At 49.8% G+C, this 16,907-nt stretch carries 16 protein-coding genes; 6 read left to right on the forward strand and 10 right to left on the reverse strand.

Annotation, left to right across the window (positions count from 1 at the left end; genetic code table 11):
• Positions 1-10: 10 nt before the first annotated feature.
• On the forward strand, positions 11-1,240 hold the full coding sequence (pepT, locus tag A6A26_RS12950; protein WP_063879101.1) for a peptidase T: 1,230 nt from the start codon (positions 11-13) through the stop codon (positions 1,238-1,240).
• Positions 1,241-1,307: 67 nt separating this feature from the next.
• Here pepT and A6A26_RS12955 read toward each other — a convergent pair whose 3' ends face one another.
• The 8 genes from A6A26_RS12955 to rluE all read right to left on the reverse strand — a co-directional run bounded on the left by A6A26_RS12955 (position 1,308) and on the right by rluE (position 9,158).
• Entirely contained in the window at positions 1,308-2,432 is a 1,125-nt protein-coding gene (locus tag A6A26_RS12955) for a ribosomal protein uL16 3-hydroxylase (RefSeq protein WP_063879102.1), read from the reverse strand.
• 57 nt (positions 2,433-2,489) lie between these two features.
• Positions 2,490-3,956, reverse strand: coding sequence for a two-component system sensor histidine kinase PhoQ (gene phoQ, locus A6A26_RS12960; protein WP_063881149.1), 1,467 nt, complete (start codon positions 3,954-3,956; stop codon positions 2,490-2,492).
• Positions 3,957-3,958: 2 nt separating this feature from the next.
• The gene (phoP, locus tag A6A26_RS12965) at positions 3,959-4,627 is read right to left on the reverse strand and encodes a two-component system response regulator PhoP (RefSeq protein ID WP_063879103.1); all 669 of its coding nucleotides are present in this window, start codon (positions 4,625-4,627) and stop codon (positions 3,959-3,961) included.
• A gap of 107 nt (positions 4,628-4,734) precedes the next feature.
• Positions 4,735-6,105: an adenylosuccinate lyase gene (purB, locus tag A6A26_RS12970; RefSeq protein ID WP_063879104.1), complete on the reverse strand. Its 1,371-nt coding sequence runs from the start codon at positions 6,103-6,105 to the stop codon at positions 4,735-4,737.
• Positions 6,106-6,148: 43 nt separating this feature from the next.
• The gene (gene hflD, locus A6A26_RS12975) at positions 6,149-6,790 is read right to left on the reverse strand and encodes a high frequency lysogenization protein HflD (RefSeq protein ID WP_063879105.1); all 642 of its coding nucleotides are present in this window, start codon (positions 6,788-6,790) and stop codon (positions 6,149-6,151) included.
• Between the two features lie 34 nt (positions 6,791-6,824).
• Complete coding sequence (mnmA, locus tag A6A26_RS12980) at positions 6,825-7,937, reverse strand: tRNA 2-thiouridine(34) synthase MnmA (protein WP_063879106.1); 1,113 nt, start codon at positions 7,935-7,937, stop codon at positions 6,825-6,827.
• 39 nt (positions 7,938-7,976) lie between these two features.
• Complete coding sequence (locus A6A26_RS12985) at positions 7,977-8,450, reverse strand: NUDIX domain-containing protein (protein WP_063879107.1); 474 nt, start codon at positions 8,448-8,450, stop codon at positions 7,977-7,979.
• A 48-nt stretch (positions 8,451-8,498) separates the two neighbouring features.
• Positions 8,499-9,158, reverse strand: coding sequence for a 23S rRNA pseudouridine(2457) synthase RluE (gene rluE, locus A6A26_RS12990; RefSeq protein WP_063879108.1), 660 nt, complete (start codon positions 9,156-9,158; stop codon positions 8,499-8,501).
• 110 nt (positions 9,159-9,268) lie between these two features.
• Between rluE and icd the strand changes: the two genes are divergently transcribed.
• The gene (icd, locus tag A6A26_RS12995; RefSeq protein ID WP_063879109.1) at positions 9,269-10,519 is read left to right on the forward strand and encodes an NADP-dependent isocitrate dehydrogenase; all 1,251 of its coding nucleotides are present in this window, start codon (positions 9,269-9,271) and stop codon (positions 10,517-10,519) included.
• A gap of 154 nt (positions 10,520-10,673) precedes the next feature.
• On the opposite strand, the gene A6A26_RS26295 is transcribed toward icd, so the two are convergent.
• Together A6A26_RS26295 and A6A26_RS13000 are read right to left on the reverse strand one after the other, a co-directional pair.
• On the reverse strand, positions 10,674-10,934 hold the full coding sequence (locus A6A26_RS26295; RefSeq protein ID WP_074181005.1) for an integrase core domain-containing protein: 261 nt from the start codon (positions 10,932-10,934) through the stop codon (positions 10,674-10,676).
• A gap of 254 nt (positions 10,935-11,188) precedes the next feature.
• Positions 11,189-11,812 carry a LysE family translocator gene (locus A6A26_RS13000; protein WP_063879110.1) on the reverse strand — a complete coding sequence of 208 codons (624 nt, stop codon included), beginning with the start codon at positions 11,810-11,812 and terminating at the stop codon, positions 11,189-11,191.
• A gap of 898 nt (positions 11,813-12,710) precedes the next feature.
• On the opposite strand from A6A26_RS13000, the gene A6A26_RS13005 reads away from it, so the two are divergent.
• From A6A26_RS13005 to A6A26_RS13020, 4 genes are read left to right on the forward strand one after another with little or no spacing between them, the layout of a single operon-like run.
• Entirely contained in the window at positions 12,711-13,865 is a 1,155-nt protein-coding gene (locus tag A6A26_RS13005) for an iron-containing alcohol dehydrogenase (protein WP_063879111.1), read from the forward strand.
• Between the two features lie 2 nt (positions 13,866-13,867).
• Positions 13,868-14,881 carry a zinc-dependent alcohol dehydrogenase gene (locus A6A26_RS13010; RefSeq protein ID WP_063879112.1) on the forward strand — a complete coding sequence of 338 codons (1,014 nt, stop codon included), beginning with the start codon at positions 13,868-13,870 and terminating at the stop codon, positions 14,879-14,881.
• Positions 14,878-15,945 carry an N-acetyl-gamma-glutamyl-phosphate reductase gene (argC, locus tag A6A26_RS13015; RefSeq protein ID WP_063879113.1) on the forward strand — a complete coding sequence of 356 codons (1,068 nt, stop codon included), beginning with the start codon at positions 14,878-14,880 and terminating at the stop codon, positions 15,943-15,945. The genes A6A26_RS13010 and argC overlap by 4 nt, the downstream gene beginning before the upstream one ends.
• Entirely contained in the window at positions 15,935-16,903 is a 969-nt protein-coding gene (locus tag A6A26_RS13020; RefSeq protein ID WP_063879114.1) for an NAD(P)-dependent oxidoreductase, read from the forward strand. Before argC ends, A6A26_RS13020 begins: the two co-directional genes overlap by 11 nt.
• Positions 16,904-16,907 lie beyond the last annotated feature (4 nt).

Here is a 16,907-nt window from a genome sequence, read left to right on the forward strand (position 1 = left end):
AGGATGATATATGAAGCAATTACTTGAACGCTTTTTGCGTTATGTGGCAGTGGAAACTCAGGCGAAACCTCAGGCGCGTCAGGTGCCCAGCAGCGAAGGGCAATGGATGCTGGCCCGTCAGCTGCAGGAAGAGCTACTGGCGTTGGGCTTTGTGGATGTGAGCCTGAGCGATCACTGCTGTGTGATGGGCACATTACCGGCAAACGTTGACTGGCCGACGCCGGTTATCGGTTTTATTTCACACATGGACACGTCGCCGGATTTCACCGCGAAAAATGTCAATCCGCAGATCATCGAAAATTACCGGGGCGGCGATATTGCGCTGGGGAATGGCGATGAAGTGCTGTCGCCGGTGATGTTTCCGGTATTGCATAAGTTGATCGGACACACGCTGATTACCACCGACGGTAAAACGCTGCTGGGTGCCGATGACAAAGCCGGTATTGCAGAGATTATGACGGCGATGGCGCGGCTGGCAGAAAGCGATATTCCGCATGGCGCGATTCGAGTCGCCTTTACGCCGGACGAAGAAATTGGCCGTGGGACATCGCATTTCGATGTCGAAGGCTTTGCGGCTGACTGGGCTTATACCGTTGACGGCAGCGATGTGGGCGAGTTCGAATACGAAAACTTCAATGCCGCTTCGGCGTTGGTCAAAGTGGTCGGTAATAACGTCCACCCCGGCTCTGCTAAAAACGTGATGGTTAACGCGCTGGAGCTGGCAACCCGTTTCAATGCCGCGCTGCCTGCTGGCGAAAAACCGGAGTGCACGGACGGTTATGAGGGCTTCTTTCATTTGCACCAGATGAAAGGCACGGTCGAGCATGCTGAAATGCACTACATCATCCGTGATTTCGATACTGAAGCCTTCGAACAGCGCAAAAACACGCTGCAACAGGTGGCGGCTGACATTAACAAGGGATTACATCCGGACTGCTCTGTTACCGTGGAGATCAGCAACAGCTATCGCAACATGCGCGAAAAAGTCGAACCTTTCCCGCATATCATTGAGCTGGCGCTGCAGGCGATGCGCGACTGTGGCATCGAGCCGGTGGTGAAACCGATTCGTGGCGGCACAGACGGTTCGTCGCTGTCATGGAAAGGGTTACCTTGTCCTAACCTGTTTACCGGTGGCTACAACTATCACGGCAAACATGAATTTGCCTCGCTGAATATTATGGCGCAGTCGGTGGATGTGATTGTCCGTCTGGCCGAGCTGGCGGGACAGAAAAAAGCCTGAATAAAAAAGGCCGCGCTGTCCTGAATGGAACAGCGCGGCCTTTACATCCGTTGCAACGGACAAGGGCTTATTCGGCGCTAAAAAACCAGTAACCGGCGTTCACCAGGCCAGCGATCTGTGCCAGCACGGCAGGATCGTCCAGCGCATCACCCAGATCCGCAAGGGCGATTTCATGGTTATGTGCCAGCACGGTCATCACGGCCGGGTGCGCGCACTCAACTCGTTCACCGTTGATATAAACGGCATTGCCCAGCGTCAGAACACGTAAGCCGCCAAGGCGAGACAGGACATCACCCTGCTGCAGCGCATCGTAGATCTCATCCGGCTGGTAAGGCGGTTCTGGCGGTGCCACGTCGAGTTCATGACGGGACTGTGAAATAAACTCACCTAACCATTGCTCAAAGTGTTCCGGCTGATTCACGACATCCAGCATCACCTTGCGCAGGCCTTCAACCTCCTGCGGCAGAATCAGCGACGGGCAATCACGCGTGGGCACATCCGGATCGCTGTAACGCAGGCTGCCCAGTTCATTGGCCAGCGCGTAATCGGCAAAGCCGCTAATCAGCTCACGCCCGCTTGGTGCGCGGAAACCGACCGAGTAATTCAGGGCATTTTCCAGCGAGTAGCCTTCATGCGGGAACCCCGGTGGAATATACAGAATATCGCCCGGTTCCATTTCTTCATCGATGATGGCGTCAAATGGCTCGACCTGAAGCAGGTCTGGATGAGGACAGTGCTGTTTCAGCGGCACTTTTTCCCCGACCCGCCAGCGGCGACGGCCGGTGCCCTGAATGATAAAGACATCATACTGGTCAAAGTGGGGGCCAACGCCACCGCCGGGTACCGAGAAGGAGATCATCAGATCGTCTAAACGCCAGTCCGGCAGAAAGCGGAAAGGGCGCATCAGCGCGGCGGAAGGCTCATGCCAGTGATTCACCGCCTGTACCAGCAGTGACCAGTTGTTTTCACCGAGGTGATCATAACTTTCAAACGGACCGTGGCTGACCTGCCACTTGCCGTTTTGCTGGCTGACCAGACGGCTGTCGACCTCATTTTCCATGGCTAATCCCGCCAGTTCATCAGGCGAGAGGGGATCGATAAAGTTCTTGAAGCCACGCTTCAGCACCACCGGGCGCTTTTGCCAGTAACGCTGAATAAAATCGGGCCAGTTGAGATCGAGCTGATAATCCATAAAGAGATTCCGCTAAGGGCTGTAAATACCTGCCAGTATAACAGCCCACAGCCTGAACTACTCGCGGCGATGTTCCATTTCCTGACGCTCAAACACCACTTCCATGCGGGCACCGCCCAACGGGCTGCTGGAGGCGATAACCTTACCGGCGTACTGTTCGAGAATATCGCGCACCACCGCCAGTCCCAGCCCCTGACCGGGACGCAAGGTATCCGCTCGCTGCCCGCGCACAAAAATCATGTCGCGTTTGCTCTCAGGAATGCCCGGACCGTCATCATCAATATAAAGGTGCAAGGCGTGCTCGGTTTGATGGGCGCTGACTTCGATAAATTCCAGACAGTATTTGCAGGCGTTATCCAACACGTTACCCAGCACTTCCATAAAATCATTTTGGTCGCCAAAAAAGGTGGTTTCCGGCGAGATATCCAGGGTGATTTCCACGCCTTTGCGCTGATAAACCTTGTTCAGGGCCGAACACAGGCTGTCCAGCAAACCTGATACCGAATGCAGATCGCGCTGCAGGGGATTGTGATCGGCCTGCATGCTGGCACGGTGCAGGTAATATCCTACCTGCTGCGAAATGCGGCTGATCTGTTCCAGCATGATCGGCTCGGCCTTTTCCACCGTCAGCTCTTTACCCCCGCGCAGCGAACGCAGCGTACTCTGTAACACCGCCAGCGGGGTTTTCAGACTGTGGGTTAAGTCAGCCAGCGTCGTACGGTAGCGGGTGTAACGCTGACGCTCATTGGTCAGCAACAGGTTAAGGTTGCGCACCAGCGAGCGTAACTCCTGCGGCGGATTATCGTCCAGGTTTTCACGCTGCCCGGTTTCCAGCTCGCGCACCTGAAGCGTTAAGTGCCCAATCGGACGCAAACTCCAGTGTGCCGCCAGCCAGAGTAACGGCACGATTAAAATCAGGTTAGCCGCCAGCACATAGCTGAACCATGACCAGACCACATCGGAATGCTGAAGCTCCTGCGGAATGGTATCGACCACCACAATGGTTAAGGCGGGCAGGTTTGTCGTGGCGTCATAGCGGTTTACCGCCACCGAGTGGGTAAAGGTGTCCTGATCGTCGTCGTCATTATCCCAGGCATGAAGCTGCTGCTGCGCGCTAAGGTTATCGCCCATGGCGGCCCGGCTGGTACTGGTGCTGGTGTCTATTTCATAAAAATCGGGCTTTAACAGCCATTCGGGTTGGATCTTTTCACGAATTTCCGGCACATCGCGCTGTTGCCAGAGCAGCTTGCCATGTTCATCGTAAATAAACACCAGGGTGGGGAAATTGAGCATGGTGCGCTCAGGCTGGGCGATGGTGAGCTTATTATCTTTCCACTGTGCCAGGGTAAAAAATAAATTGCTCTCGCCGCGCATGACGCGATAGGTGGTTTTATCAAAACTCACCACGTAACCAATGACCGCAACCATGCCATAAGAAAGGGAGAGGATTAATACAATGGCTGCGGAGGCCAGTAAGAAGCGCGTCCGCAGCGAGATAGGGCGATAGCGTTTAAACCACGACATCATCAGAGATCAAAGCGGTAGCCCTGGCCGCGAACGGTAGCGATAACTTCATCAGAATGCAGCGCAAGAATTTTTTTACGCAGGCGTCCCATTAATACATCAATCGTGTGGCTTTCACGTAACTCTGCATCGGGATAAAGCTGCAGCATGAGGGAATCTTTACTCACGACTTTGCCGGCATTGCGAATTAATGTTTCGACAATCGTATATTCAAACGCGGTCAGCTTAACGGGATGGTCGTTAATGGTGAGTTCGCGACGGGATAAATCGACCTGAAAAGGGGCCATAGCAATAATCTGCGAGGCATGACCGCTGTTGCGGCGCATTAATGCCTGCAAACGAGCGGCGACTTCCTCAATATGAAAAGGCTTCGTCACATAATCATCTGCACCGGCTTCCAGCGCTTCCACTTTCGCCTGCCAGCCTTCACGCGCGGTCAACACCAGAATAGGCTGACGCACCGCGTCATTGCGCCAGCGGCGAATTAAAGACATGCCGTCTTCGTCGGGTAATCCCAGATCAACCAGCGCAATATCGGGCAGATGTTCCTGGAGGAAATAATCGGCTTCTTTGGCATCTTCAGCAGCATCAACCTGATGACCCATTTCTCGCAGTTGTACCGAAAGATGGTGGCGCAGCAGGGCATTATCTTCCACAACCAGAACACGCATAGGATTTCCTTTAGCATCAGATCGAAACGAATTTTAATAAGTATATGCGAAATGAACTAAACAGCAGGTTAACGCAGACCGGCGGGAACCGGTCTGCAAAGAGGATATTATTTCAGATCGTCAACCATCTGTATCGCGCGGCCAATATAATTTGCCGGGGTCATCTGTTTTAAGCGAATTTTTTCTTCTTCCGGTAGCGCCAGGCTGTCGATAAAGGCCTGCATACCGGCCGCATCAACGCGTTTGCCACGGGTCAGTTCTTTCAGTTTCTCGTACGGTTTTTCAATACCGTAGCGGCGCATCACGGTTTGAATCGGCTCTGCCAGGACTTCCCAGTTGTGATCCAGTTCGTCGAGCAGGCGATCGCGGTTCACTTCCAGCTTAGAAATGCCTTTCAGGGTCGCCTGATAGGCGATCAGCGCATAACCGACGCCCACGCCAAGGTTACGCAGGACGGTAGAGTCGGTGAGATCGCGCTGCCAGCGTGAAACCGGCAGTTTGCTTGCCAGATGCTGCATTACCGCGTTTGCCAGGCCCAGATTGCCTTCTGAGTTTTCAAAATCAATCGGGTTAACTTTATGCGGCATGGTCGATGAACCAATTTCGCCCGCAATGGTTTTCTGTTTGAAATGGTTGAGCGCCACATAACCCCAGATATCGCGATCGAAGTCGATCAGGATGGTGTTAAAGCGGGCGATACAGTCAAACAGCTCGGCAATATAGTCGTGCGGCTCAATCTGGGTGGTATAAGGATTCCAGGTAATGCCCAGCGAGGTCACAAACTCTTCGCTCAGCTGATGCCAGTCCGCTTCCGGGTAAGCGGCGATGTGGGCGTTATAGTTACCGACGGCACCGTTGATTTTCCCTAACACTTCAATCTGCGACAGCTGGCGCAGTTGGCGTTCCATGCGGTAGGCCACGTTAGCCATCTCTTTACCCATGGTAGAGGGCGTTGCGGGCTGACCGTGGGTGCGTGACAGCAGAGGGATATCACGGTATTCCTGTGCCAGACCTTTTACTGCGGCGATCAACTGCTGCCAGTAGGGCAGGATGACATCGCGGCGCGCCGTTTCCAGCATTAAGGCGTGAGACAGGTTGTTAATGTCTTCAGAGGTACAGGCGAAGTGAATAAATTCAGACACCGCATGCAGTGCAGGCACGTCAGCGACTTTTTCTTTCAGGAAATATTCAACGGCTTTTACGTCATGGTTGGTGGTGCGCTCGATGGTTTTAATGCGCGCCGCATCCGTTTCGCTGAAACTGGCAACGATTCCGTCAAGGAAAGCGTTTGCGTCCGCATCAAATGCAGGAACTTCCTTGATCTCTGCGGTCGCAGCCAGTTTTTGTAACCAGCGAACTTCAACCTCAACGCGGAATTTCAGCAAACCAAATTCGCTGAAGATCGCGCGCAGCGGGCTGACTTTATCGCCGTAACGACCATCGACAGGTGAGACGGCGGTCAGAGAGGATAATTCCATCAGTGCAACTCCTGATTTATTTAACGGTGTTTGCCGCACGGACTCAGTAAGTCAGTGGCAGGCGGGATAATAGGGCTTTGGCTTCGCGCAGTAAGCGTTGGCGCGAAAACATCAGTTGCAGTCGGCCTCCGCCAACCTGCTGCCACAGTACGGCGGCACGAATACCGGCCAGCAGCGTGGCGCGAACTTTGCTTTGTAACAGGGAATTCTGCAGGACGGCCGGCGAGCCGGTGACCTGAATACGTGGGCCGAGTGGGCTGATGACATCAACATAAATGCCCGCCATCGCGCTCAGAATGGTGTCGGATTCCAGTTCATAATGCGCCAGCTGGCGATCGAGTTGGCTGATGCGCTGGGCCAGCGTGGCCATGGCCTGCTTGTTGGCGTTGAGCTTACGCTCCAGCACCATCAGGCTCAGTGTGTAACGGGTCAGCTCGGCGCTGGCACCTTTACGGTTGCTGCTGTTCAGCACCGCCATCAGGGTTTCAAGCCCAAGGCGCAGGTTGGCTTCATTGTTACCGAACACCGCCAGCGTGGATGTCGGGTTAAGATCCAGTACGCTGCGCAGGGAAACCGTCAGCGCTTCAGGCTGGCAGTGCCCCTGATTCGCGAGCTGCTGAACCAGATGGGCAGCCTGGCAAATGCCCGCCAGCGCAAGGGTAATTTCCTGATAGTTTTTTGCCACGGTCACTCCAGTTTACGCGTTATTAGCGCCGGTATTATGCGGCAACCCAAGGCAAACGTTCTTCAATGATGCCGCCACCCAGGCAGACATCACCAAGGTAGAACACCGCAGACTGCCCCGGTGTTACCGCGGCAACCGGTTCGTCGAACCGCACTTCAATTTTGTCATCGCCCTGCGGAATAATCTCGCAAGGGATATCGGTCTGGCGGTAGCGGGTTTTAACCGTACAACGCAGCGGGGCGCTAACCGGCAGACGATCCACCCAGTGCAGCTGCTGAGCAATCAGGCCCACCGACATCAACCGCGGATGATCGCCACCCTGCGCCACGATTAAGCGGTTACGCGCGACATCTTTATCAACCACGTACCAGGGATCGTCTTTGCTTTCTTTCATGCCGCCGATGCCCAGCCCTTTGCGCTGGCCCAACGTATGGTACATCAACCCCTGGTGCTCACCGACAATCTGGCCATCAACGGTTTCGATTTCACCCGGTTGAGCGGGCAGGTAGCGTGCCAGGAATTCGCGGAATTTGCGTTCACCGATGAAACAAATGCCGGTAGAGTCTTTTTTCTTTGCCGTGATTAATTCAAGCTGTTCAGCAATGCGGCGCACTTCGGGTTTTTCCAGCTCGCCCACCGGAAACAGGCTCTGGGCAATTTGTTCATGACTGAGCGTGTAGAGGAAGTAGCTCTGGTCCTTGTTACCGTCCAGGCCGCGCAGCAAATGGCTACGTCCGTCGATATCCTGACGGCGGACATAGTGTCCGGTGGCAATAAAGTCTGCGCCGAGATCTTCTGCGGCAAACTCCAGAAACGCTTTGAATTTAATTTCTTTATTACACAGGATATCGGGGTTTGGCGTGCGGCCCGCCTTGTACTCTTCAAGGAAGTGCTCAAAGACGTTATCCCAGTATTCTGCAGCAAAATTTACCTTGTGCAGTTTAATACCAAGTTTGTCGCACACGGCTTGTGCATCCGCCAGATCGTCAGCGGCGGTACAATACTCCTCGCCATCGTCTTCCTCCCAGTTCTTCATGAACAGGCCTTCTACCTGATAGCCCTGCTGTTGCAGTAACCAGGCGGAAACGGAAGAATCGACGCCGCCGGACATCCCGACGATCACTTTTTTCTGGCAGTTATCAGACATCACAAGCTCGCAAAACAATAAAACAGGCGGCGCATTCTATCACGCTGAAGTCGGGTGCGCACCTGCATGAAACGGCCAGTTGAACGGGCTGATCAGGTCTAACGGGTAGCGCACGCCCTGTTGCCATCTGCGCACGCTCTCTGCGACTAACGGCGAACGCAGGTTAGACGCCGTCAGTATCTGCTCTGGCGCCAGCCACCAGCAGCAATCAATGTCGCTGTCCTGCGGCGCGGTAGGCAGGGTGGTGTCCAGATCCAGACCAAACAGAAACCGCACAAAAGGCGTATTATCGGGGGCAATCCACTGGTTAATACCAATAAAATACTCCACAGCGGCCTCAATACCGGTCTCTTCATAGAGTTCACGCTGCGCGGCTTCCAGAAGGGTTTCGTCCGCTTCCAGATGACCCGCAGGTTGGTTCCAGGTTGCCACGCCGTTCACCCGTTCTTCAACAACGAGCAGTTTACCCTGAGCCTGGACCAGACAGGCTACGGTGACATGCGGTTTAAACATCAATCCTCCGGAATTGTTAACTTGAAGTTATGGAAATGATAACAGTGCTTAGACTAAGGTGCTGATATCACGCCATTCGCCAGGGGCCAGATTATCCAGTACAAAGTCACCCATCGCATAGCGCACCAGGCGCAATGTCGGGAAGCCAATATGGGCGGTCATGCGTCTGACCTGACGGTTACGCCCTTCAAACAGGGTGATTTTCAGCCACTGCGTCGGTATCGCTTTGCGCTCACGAATGGGCGGCTGGCGTGCCCATAGCCAGTCAGGCTCCACTACTTTTTCAATGCCGGCTGGCAGCGTAAGGCCATCTTTCAGCGTAACCCCATCCCGCAGTGGCTGCAGATCCTGCTCTTCCGGCACGCCTTCGACCTGCACATAATACATCTTGCCGGTGCGCTTGCCGGGCTGGGTCAGCGCGGCCTGCAAGGTGCCGTCGTTGGTCAGCACCATCAGTCCTTCGCTGTCGCGGTCAAGGCGACCTGCGGCATAAACCTCGCTGACATCAATAAAATCTTTTAACGTGCGGCGGCCGGCTTCGTCGGTGAACTGCGGCAACACATCAAAGGGTTTATTGAACAGGAGCACGCGCCGGACGGCAGGGGGCGATGCAGCCTTGCGCTGCACGGGACGGGTTTGTCGGCTGAATCGTTTATTTGGTTGAGAAGTCTGATTAGTTTTTCGCATACGCTTTGCAGTCTGAAACATTCAGCGCATTATAACGCGAAATTGCGGTGATTGGCGTAGCGTCAATATTCAAGTAGTATTGACGCGCATCTTACAAATCATTAACAAAAAATCGCTCGAAGGAGAGGTTAATGGAAAGCAAAGTAGTTGTTCCGGCGGAAGGTCAGAAAATCACCCTGAATCAAGGTAAACTGGATGTTCCAAATAACCCGGTTATCCCTTACATCGAAGGGGATGGTATCGGTGTTGATGTTTCACCAGTGATGCTGAAAGTGGTTGATGCCGCTGTGAAAAAAGCCTACAACGGCGAGCGTAAAATCTCCTGGATGGAGATTTATACCGGTGAGAAATCGGTTGAACTTTACGGTCAGGATGTCTGGCTGCCGCAAGAAACCCTCGATTTAATCAAAGAATACCGCGTAGCGATCAAAGGTCCACTGACAACGCCAGTGGGCGGCGGCATCCGTTCTCTGAACGTTGCGCTGCGTCAGGAACTTGATCTGTACGTTTGTCTGCGCCCGGTTCGTTACTACACCGGCACACCAAGCCCGGTTAAACGTCCTGAAGATACCGATATGGTGATCTTCCGCGAAAACTCCGAAGATATCTATGCAGGTATCGAGTGGAAAGCGGGCACGGCTGAAGCGGACAAAGTGATCAAATTCCTGCGCGAAGAAATGGGCGTGAAGAAAATTCGCTTCCCACAGAACTGCGGCATTGGCGTTAAGCCATGTTCGGAAGAGGGGACCAAGCGCCTGGTGCGTGCGGCAGTGGAATACACCATCACCAACGATCGTGATTCACTGACCCTGGTTCATAAAGGCAACATCATGAAGTTCACCGAAGGCTCATTCAAAGACTGGGGTTACCAGTTAGTGAAAGAAGAGTTCGGCGGCGAGCTGATCGACGGTGGCCCATGGATGAAGTTCAAAAATCCAAACACCGGTAAAGAGATCGTTGTTAAAGACGTGATCGCTGATGCCTTCCTGCAGCAAATCCTGCTGCGTCCGGCTGAATACGACGTTATTGCCTGTATGAACCTGAACGGTGACTACATTTCCGACGCCCTGGCGGCGCAGGTTGGCGGTATCGGTATTGCACCTGGCGCAAACATCGGTGACGAATGCGCGCTGTTCGAAGCGACCCACGGTACAGCACCTAAGTATGCCGGTCAGGATAAAGTGAACCCAGGTTCCGTAATCCTGTCAGCGGAAATGATGCTGCGTCATATGGAATGGTTCGAAGCCGCAGACCTGATTGTTAAAGGCATGGAAGGCGCAATCGCTGCCAAGACCGTGACCTATGACTTCGAACGTCTGATGGATGGCGCTAAACTGCTGAAATGTTCAGAGTTTGGTGACGCGATTATCGCGAATATGTAATTTAGTCTATGGACTGAATAAGAGCGGGAGCCTGTTGGTTCCCGTTTTTTTATGAGCGCTCTGGCGTTTATCAAAATTATTTATCAAAACTACGCTACCACCCTTCAACGTTAAGTCTTTTTTGACTGAACTCCCGCAGGATTAACGACAACGGTCAGTTAGTAATACCTGTTGTCTTACTGTCACACTTCCCGCTTCGCCACTGTGCTGCAAACTCTGATGGCGTCTGATAAGTCAGTGCCGAATGTGGGCGACGCTCGTTATAATCCTGCCGCCAGTCGTTAATGGTTTTCCTGGCATCAACAATATCGCTGAACCCGTGTTTATTCCATTCATCGCGACATTGTCCGTTAACGCTCTCAATTAGCCGTTCTGTGTTAGCTCGCCTGCTGAATAAGCCGAAGCTCCACGTCATACTCAAATAACGACTGACCCACTGACCTAGCGCCCGGCAGATAAACTCCGGGCCATGAGGGGTTCTTATTGCAGCCGGATAGCCACGGAATAACGCAATACTGTCCAGAACAGGTGTGATGTGAACACCCTATATGGCTAAGGCGACAGTTATACACATGGCACGCCAGAAACGCTTATAAAATCACAGCACGTGACCTGACACGGGCCTTTACCATCAAGGTAAAGGCGCTTACGAACCGCAGCAAATCAACGCTATCCCTGCTGATTTAAAAAACGTTTCGCGAGGGTGAAGAGGGTGAAAACTATTAACAGTCCACCGCCTGAAATATTGACATATTTTTTAAGCCTCTGCGGATTTCTACCTTTAGCAGAAAATATCAAGATATGGCTGACGATGCAGAGCCACAGGCCCATCACCACCACGTGGAGGGATGCCAGAATCAGATAATTCCCCACACCGCCATGCTGGCCAGCAAATCTGGAAACGACTGTGAGATAAAAAACAATGGCTTTGGGATTCAGTAGGTTAACCATTAACGCCTCGCCGACCGAAATGGAACGGGTCCTGCACAGAGTATTATCCCGCTGCGCGTTCACGCCACTTCTGATGAGCATCAGGCCTAACCAGAGTAAATAAACCGTGCCGGCCATTTCAAGCAGGTTATAAACGCCGGGTAAAGAAATAATGATGGCGGTAAGTCCGAGACCAATCAGGAGTGCATGAATATATATTCCCACGGCGGTACCGGCGAGCGTTCGCAGAAGACCGCTACGTCCACCAGCGAGTGCACTGCTCATGACAAGTGTGAAGCTTGCCCCAGGAGAAAGCGCGACGGGTAAGAGTGCTGGCACGAAGCCAATAACATCAATATCCATAAATTCAGCTTTGTCGTTAAAAGTAAAAATTTAAAAAAGGATATCATCAAAATATTTTATTACTATTTTTACGCTCTATTTTAGGAGAAAGAAAGTGCATTGAAGATACAGGCGTTAAAGCCATTTAAACAAATGGTGACGTATGTCACTTTTTATTAATCGAAAGGAAATGCCACTGAAGCTACGGCAGCCAATGAAATCATAAAGCATGGGGGTGTTTATAGTATTTATGTTTACTTAGGGAATATCTTTTGCATTGTGTTTTTGTAATCGATTTCAATAAAAAATTGGAAATGTAAGACTGTCTATCCCTGATAAAAATTGAAACTTATGGGTAAAGTTATAGCTATGATAAAAATCAGTTCAGAGAGGTGAAAGGAATTTAGACGGTAAGGTGCAAGCCATCAAGCCAGTAATTGTAATAAAGTGTTAGTTTTAATCCTGTACTGAAAAACAGATGGTGGCGCTATTTTATCCGGCAAAAGTTTTATTTAAATATATATTTTGTTGAAAAGTTTGCGTTTGTGAATCATTTCATACACTTATTAATATAATTTAACATATCTATATCTGAATTCAGCATTATTCATAAGCTTTTTATTAAGAGTAATCTTAAAAAAAAATCTCAAAATCACCTAAAAAAAGCAAAGCGGCTTGTTTTATTTATATAATTCATATACTTACAAATTGATCAATCATTGATCACATAAGTATTGCTTTAGTGTTTAAGTTAAATTATGTTTTTATGACACATGAAATGATAAGTGTTATTAACAATAACCGGATTGCAATTGATCCCTCTCAAGCTGTGCACATGTGGCGAATACTACCCGATATGAATCTGGTGGATATAAAGATCTCGATTTTAAAGGTTTTTTCTTAAAAGGAGATATAACCTATGGCTGGTGAAACAGTTTTTCCAGGCCTGGATAATTTCAGTTTTTCATTGCCTGTAAAAATACATTTTGAAAAGGGGGCGCTGAAAAAACTATCTGAATATCTTTTATCAGGCGGTAAAAGAAATGCTTTGCTGGTGATGAGCCAGTCAACAGCAGAACGTTCACCAGTACTTCAGCAACTGATTGCGGATAAATCTGGGCAGCTTAAATATGATCCGTGGGTTGTCCAAAGTGATTTTAAGGCCACAACGGATTCCTTACGTGAAATTCAGTCCCACCTTCGTAGAAAACAATATGATTCAATTGTTTCAGTTGGGGGAGGGAATATCATTGATTTTACAAAAGCTGCCGCTATCAGTATGGACGAATCCGTTGATTTAGATAATCTGTTCGCTAAAAGCTATGACAATATTCAGAGCAAGATTTTCCATGTTGCCGTTCCCACCACTTTCGGAACTGGTTCTGAAGTGACGAAGGGAGCCATCATTCTTGATACAGCGTCAAAGACTAAAGATGGTGTGCGTGGCGATTCTGTTTTCCCCGATGTTGCCCTGATTGATCCGGAGCTAGGCGTTACCATGCCGGATGCTGTGCTGCGCGAGACACTTTTTGACAGTTTTACGCATGTTTTCGAAGCACTCCACTCCGTTAAATCTAATCCTGTAACCGAGTCACTCGCCGTACAGTCATTGCAACGTATTAACATTAATATTGACCGCTATGTAGCAGGAAAGCTGGACGAACACTTCTATACCGAAGCCTCATACAGCGCCTTACTGGGGGGGATTTGCATCTGCCACAACAGTACCTGTCTGCCTCACCGCTTTGAACAGGCATTGGCTCCGTTTTATTCATTCTCCCACGGGCGGGGTTTAGCCGCGATCTATCCCACATGGGTAAACTCGCTGATGGCTCACGGTAAAGTCTCTCCTCTTCTGACTCAGGTAAGCAATGGCCTGAATGCATCAGAATACCTGGCATCGATATTACGGAAAATCAAACTGGATAGTGCCGCTCAACAGCTCACATCCCTGAAGCTGTCCAGTAAGAATGTCATTAAGAACGTGACGGGAAATATCGCCAACGATCCGCTCGTTAACGAAGCCGGGAACGGCATTGTTAATGCGCTTCTGAACGAAATAACCGGGGAATGATCATGTTTTACTCACTGATGTGTCACGACAAACGCCACCAGACTTATGAACCTGAAGTCATCGCACCTGCCCCTGCGGACTTCATGCATATTGAAATCCTAAAAGCGACCATCTGTGGATCGGATTACATGGTGTTGAACCAGACGCATCCCTACAAACAGTACCCGGCAATTTTGGGTCATGAATTTATCGGGAAAATTTCTGATGACGCAGGTTCAGGTGATCTGAAGAAAGGGCAGTGGGTGACAGGGCTTTCGTATGGCTCCTGTGGTAACTGCATTTACTGCAAACGCGGGATGAATAATCACTGCCTGAAAAAAGTCACCTATAACACGGCCGGAAGCAGTGGCGCATTTACACATAGCATGACGGTTCATCACAGCTCTCTCGCGCCCTTACCGCCGGGCAGAACGGCAGATGATTATGAGTTTGTGTTATCTGAGCCTTTAAGCATTGTAGTGCATGCCCTTGATAATCTGGATATTTCTAATGATCCATGCCTGACAGTCATCGGAGCCGGATCAATGGGACTGCTCAGCGCTATCTTCTGCCGTGAAGTGAAAAATATTGAGAAAGTGGAGCTCATCGATAAGACACCCGACCGGTGTGCGTTTGCGCACTCGCTAGGTTTCTCCGCCAGAACGGACATGTCAGACATGACTCCCTCAGAGACTGATATTTTGGTGATCGCTGGTGGTGAAACCCTGAATGTTAATGACTACATCGGCTTACTCAGACCTGGTGCCCAAATAGTACTGATTTCCTATTTTGATACGCCCGTGGTGGTGGACATGAATATGATAGTCAGAAAAGAAATTACGCTTCAGGGTTCTTTTTTGAGTGACCAGAAAGATTTGGCGAAAGCAATACAGATTATTGAGCAATCAAAAACAAGAGATTCCCGACTCAAAGAAATGATAACCGATTTCATCACTTTCACTGAACTAAGTGACTTTATGCTGAATAAAACCAGCAAAGGTAAAGTGTTGATCGATAAACCTGGAGTATTATCATGAAATTAAATGCTTATGTTATTGGAGCAACGGGATGGACGGGCGCTGAGATTATTCGACTCCTGGCGCATCATCCTGAAATTGGTGAGATATATCCAGTTTCACGGGATGGCGGTGTCTCACTAGACAGTGTTCATCCCAATCTGCAGGGAATCAATAAGAAAACCTGGTCCCTGGATTCCCTTCCCGACAGCAGCCCGGACGTGGTATTTATTTCACTGCCATCAGGCAAGGCTCAGGAAGTGGCTGCACATTTTGCCAAGGGCGGAGCCCGCATAATTGATCTTGGTGCTGATTTTCGCTTCTGTTCTCCCGAAAATTTTGAAAAAATTTACGGCAAGCCACATAAAGCGCCTGAGCTTCAGAATAAGTTTCAGTATGGCTATCCAGAAGCATTTCGCGAAAACATTGCCAGGAGTCGTTACGTTGCTAACCCCGGCTGTTACGTTAACGCAGCGCTTTGTGCACTGATACCGCTGATTAAAAATAATGTTTTAAAAACAGATGGTATTTTTATAAGCGCAGTGAACGGAACCTCCGGTGCCGGGAGTAATGATAAAAAAGAATTGCTGCATTATAACATGACAAACAACATGCTTGCTTATTCCCTTAACGGGCACCGTCACACACAGGAAATTGAGCAACTCATCAAAGTAATAACTGGCAGAGAAGCAGAAATTTCATTAATGACTTCACATGGTAATTTTGCACGTGGCATTTTTATGTTAATCGCCGCAAAGCTTCAAGAGAATATTCCAGCAGACAGAGGAAGAATACTTGAAATTCTTAACGAATACTATGCTGACTATCCTTTCGTATCAATAACAGGACAGCATAAAGGTTCGGTTGGCATAGATAAAGATTACGGTATATATCCACAGCTCTCCAAGGTGATTGGATCTAATGCTTGCCATATTTCGGTAGACGTTGTGCCTGAAAGAAGGGAGCTGCGCATTGTAAGTGTCATTGACAACCTTGTAAAAGGTGCCGCCGGCACAGCCATTCAAAATATGAACATCATGATGGGCTTTGACGAAGAAACGGGGTTGAGTCGCTATGGAATCTAAAGAGAAAGTACTTATTGTTGATCCTGTGCATAAACATCTTCTTTCATTTCTGGAAGAAAACTACGATGTCACAGTAAAACATCCTGTTACGCAGGAAAAACTTATTTCGGTAATCGATCGGTATGACATGCTGGTATTGAGAAGTGGGGCAAAGGTTGATTCATTTTTGCTTGAAAAAGCAACGAATGTTCACACAATCATAAGAGCCGGAACTGGGACGGACAACATAGATCTGGAAAAAGTACATGAAAAAAATATCCACTTTTACAATACACCCAGCACAAATGCCAGAGCAGTAGCAGAGCTCAGCTTCGGCATGATGCACTGCCTGTATCGGCATATTTTACGTGCCGGAAACGAAATCCGTGACAATATCTGGGATAAGAAATCCCTTCTAGGTTATGAGCTTTCGAATAAAAAACTGGGCCTGGTTGGTTTTGGTAGTATTGGAAAAGAAATAGCCGATATTTCAGCTGGTTATCATATGAGTATACACTGCACGGTATCCGATTACTCTTCAGAGCGGGCAACAGAGCTGAGCAGCCGAAACATCACGTTGCACAGTGAATTAAACAGTCTGCTGGCGCATTGCGATATTATCGTGGTCTGCTGTCCTTATAATCAGCAAACCCGCAACCTGATTGACGCAAGAGAACTCTCACTCCTCGGCAAGCAGGCTGTTTTGATAAACGTTGCACGTGGCGGAGTGGTAAATGAATCAGCTTTATATAATGCGCTAAGTGAAAATACCTTTTTAGGCGCAGCCAGTGATGTATTTGAACACGAGAGAAAACCCTCCCCGCTTTTTACATTAAATAATTTTATTGGCACGCCACACATTGGCGCAATGTCCCATGAATCTCAGGAAAAAATTGCCGAGCTGATTATTGATTATCTTCAGCATCAGCAGAGCAGTAACATGATAAAAAAATCCCGCAGTCATGCATTAACAAACTGATTTT

The sequence above is a fragment of the Pantoea sp. OXWO6B1 genome, assembly GCF_001641135.1.
GTDB lineage: Bacteria > Pseudomonadota > Gammaproteobacteria > Enterobacterales > Enterobacteriaceae > Pantoea > Pantoea allii.

What these genes read in the sequence shown, in the direction of transcription:
- pepT (WP_063879101.1), top strand. Translation starts at nt 11, where the DNA reads ATGAAGCAATTACTTGAACGCTTTTTGCGTTATGTGGCAGTGGAAACT.
- A6A26_RS12955 (WP_063879102.1), bottom strand. Translation starts at nt 2,432, where the DNA reads ATGGATTATCAGCTCGATCTCAACTGGCCCGATTTTATTCAGCGTTAC.
- phoQ (WP_063881149.1), bottom strand. Translation starts at nt 3,956, where the DNA reads ATGTCGTGGTTTAAACGCTATCGCCCTATCTCGCTGCGGACGCGCTTC.
- phoP (WP_063879103.1), bottom strand. Translation starts at nt 4,627, where the DNA reads ATGCGTGTTCTGGTTGTGGAAGATAATGCCCTGCTGCGCCACCATCTT.
- purB (WP_063879104.1), bottom strand. Translation starts at nt 6,105, where the DNA reads ATGGAATTATCCTCTCTGACCGCCGTCTCACCTGTCGATGGTCGTTAC.
- mnmA (WP_063879106.1), bottom strand. Translation starts at nt 7,937, where the DNA reads ATGTCTGATAACTGCCAGAAAAAAGTGATCGTCGGGATGTCCGGCGGC.
- A6A26_RS12985 (WP_063879107.1), bottom strand. Translation starts at nt 8,450, where the DNA reads ATGTTTAAACCGCATGTCACCGTAGCCTGTCTGGTCCAGGCTCAGGGT.
- rluE (WP_063879108.1), bottom strand. Translation starts at nt 9,158, where the DNA reads ATGTTTCAGACTGCAAAGCGTATGCGAAAAACTAATCAGACTTCTCAA.
- icd (WP_063879109.1), top strand. Translation starts at nt 9,269, where the DNA reads ATGGAAAGCAAAGTAGTTGTTCCGGCGGAAGGTCAGAAAATCACCCTG.
- A6A26_RS26295 (WP_074181005.1), bottom strand. Translation starts at nt 10,934, where the DNA reads ATGACGTGGAGCTTCGGCTTATTCAGCAGGCGAGCTAACACAGAACGG.
- A6A26_RS13000 (WP_063879110.1), bottom strand. Translation starts at nt 11,812, where the DNA reads ATGGATATTGATGTTATTGGCTTCGTGCCAGCACTCTTACCCGTCGCG.
- A6A26_RS13005 (WP_063879111.1), top strand. Translation starts at nt 12,711, where the DNA reads ATGGCTGGTGAAACAGTTTTTCCAGGCCTGGATAATTTCAGTTTTTCA.
- A6A26_RS13010 (WP_063879112.1), top strand. Translation starts at nt 13,868, where the DNA reads ATGTTTTACTCACTGATGTGTCACGACAAACGCCACCAGACTTATGAA.
- argC (WP_063879113.1), top strand. Translation starts at nt 14,878, where the DNA reads ATGAAATTAAATGCTTATGTTATTGGAGCAACGGGATGGACGGGCGCT.
- A6A26_RS13020 (WP_063879114.1), top strand. Translation starts at nt 15,935, where the DNA reads ATGGAATCTAAAGAGAAAGTACTTATTGTTGATCCTGTGCATAAACAT.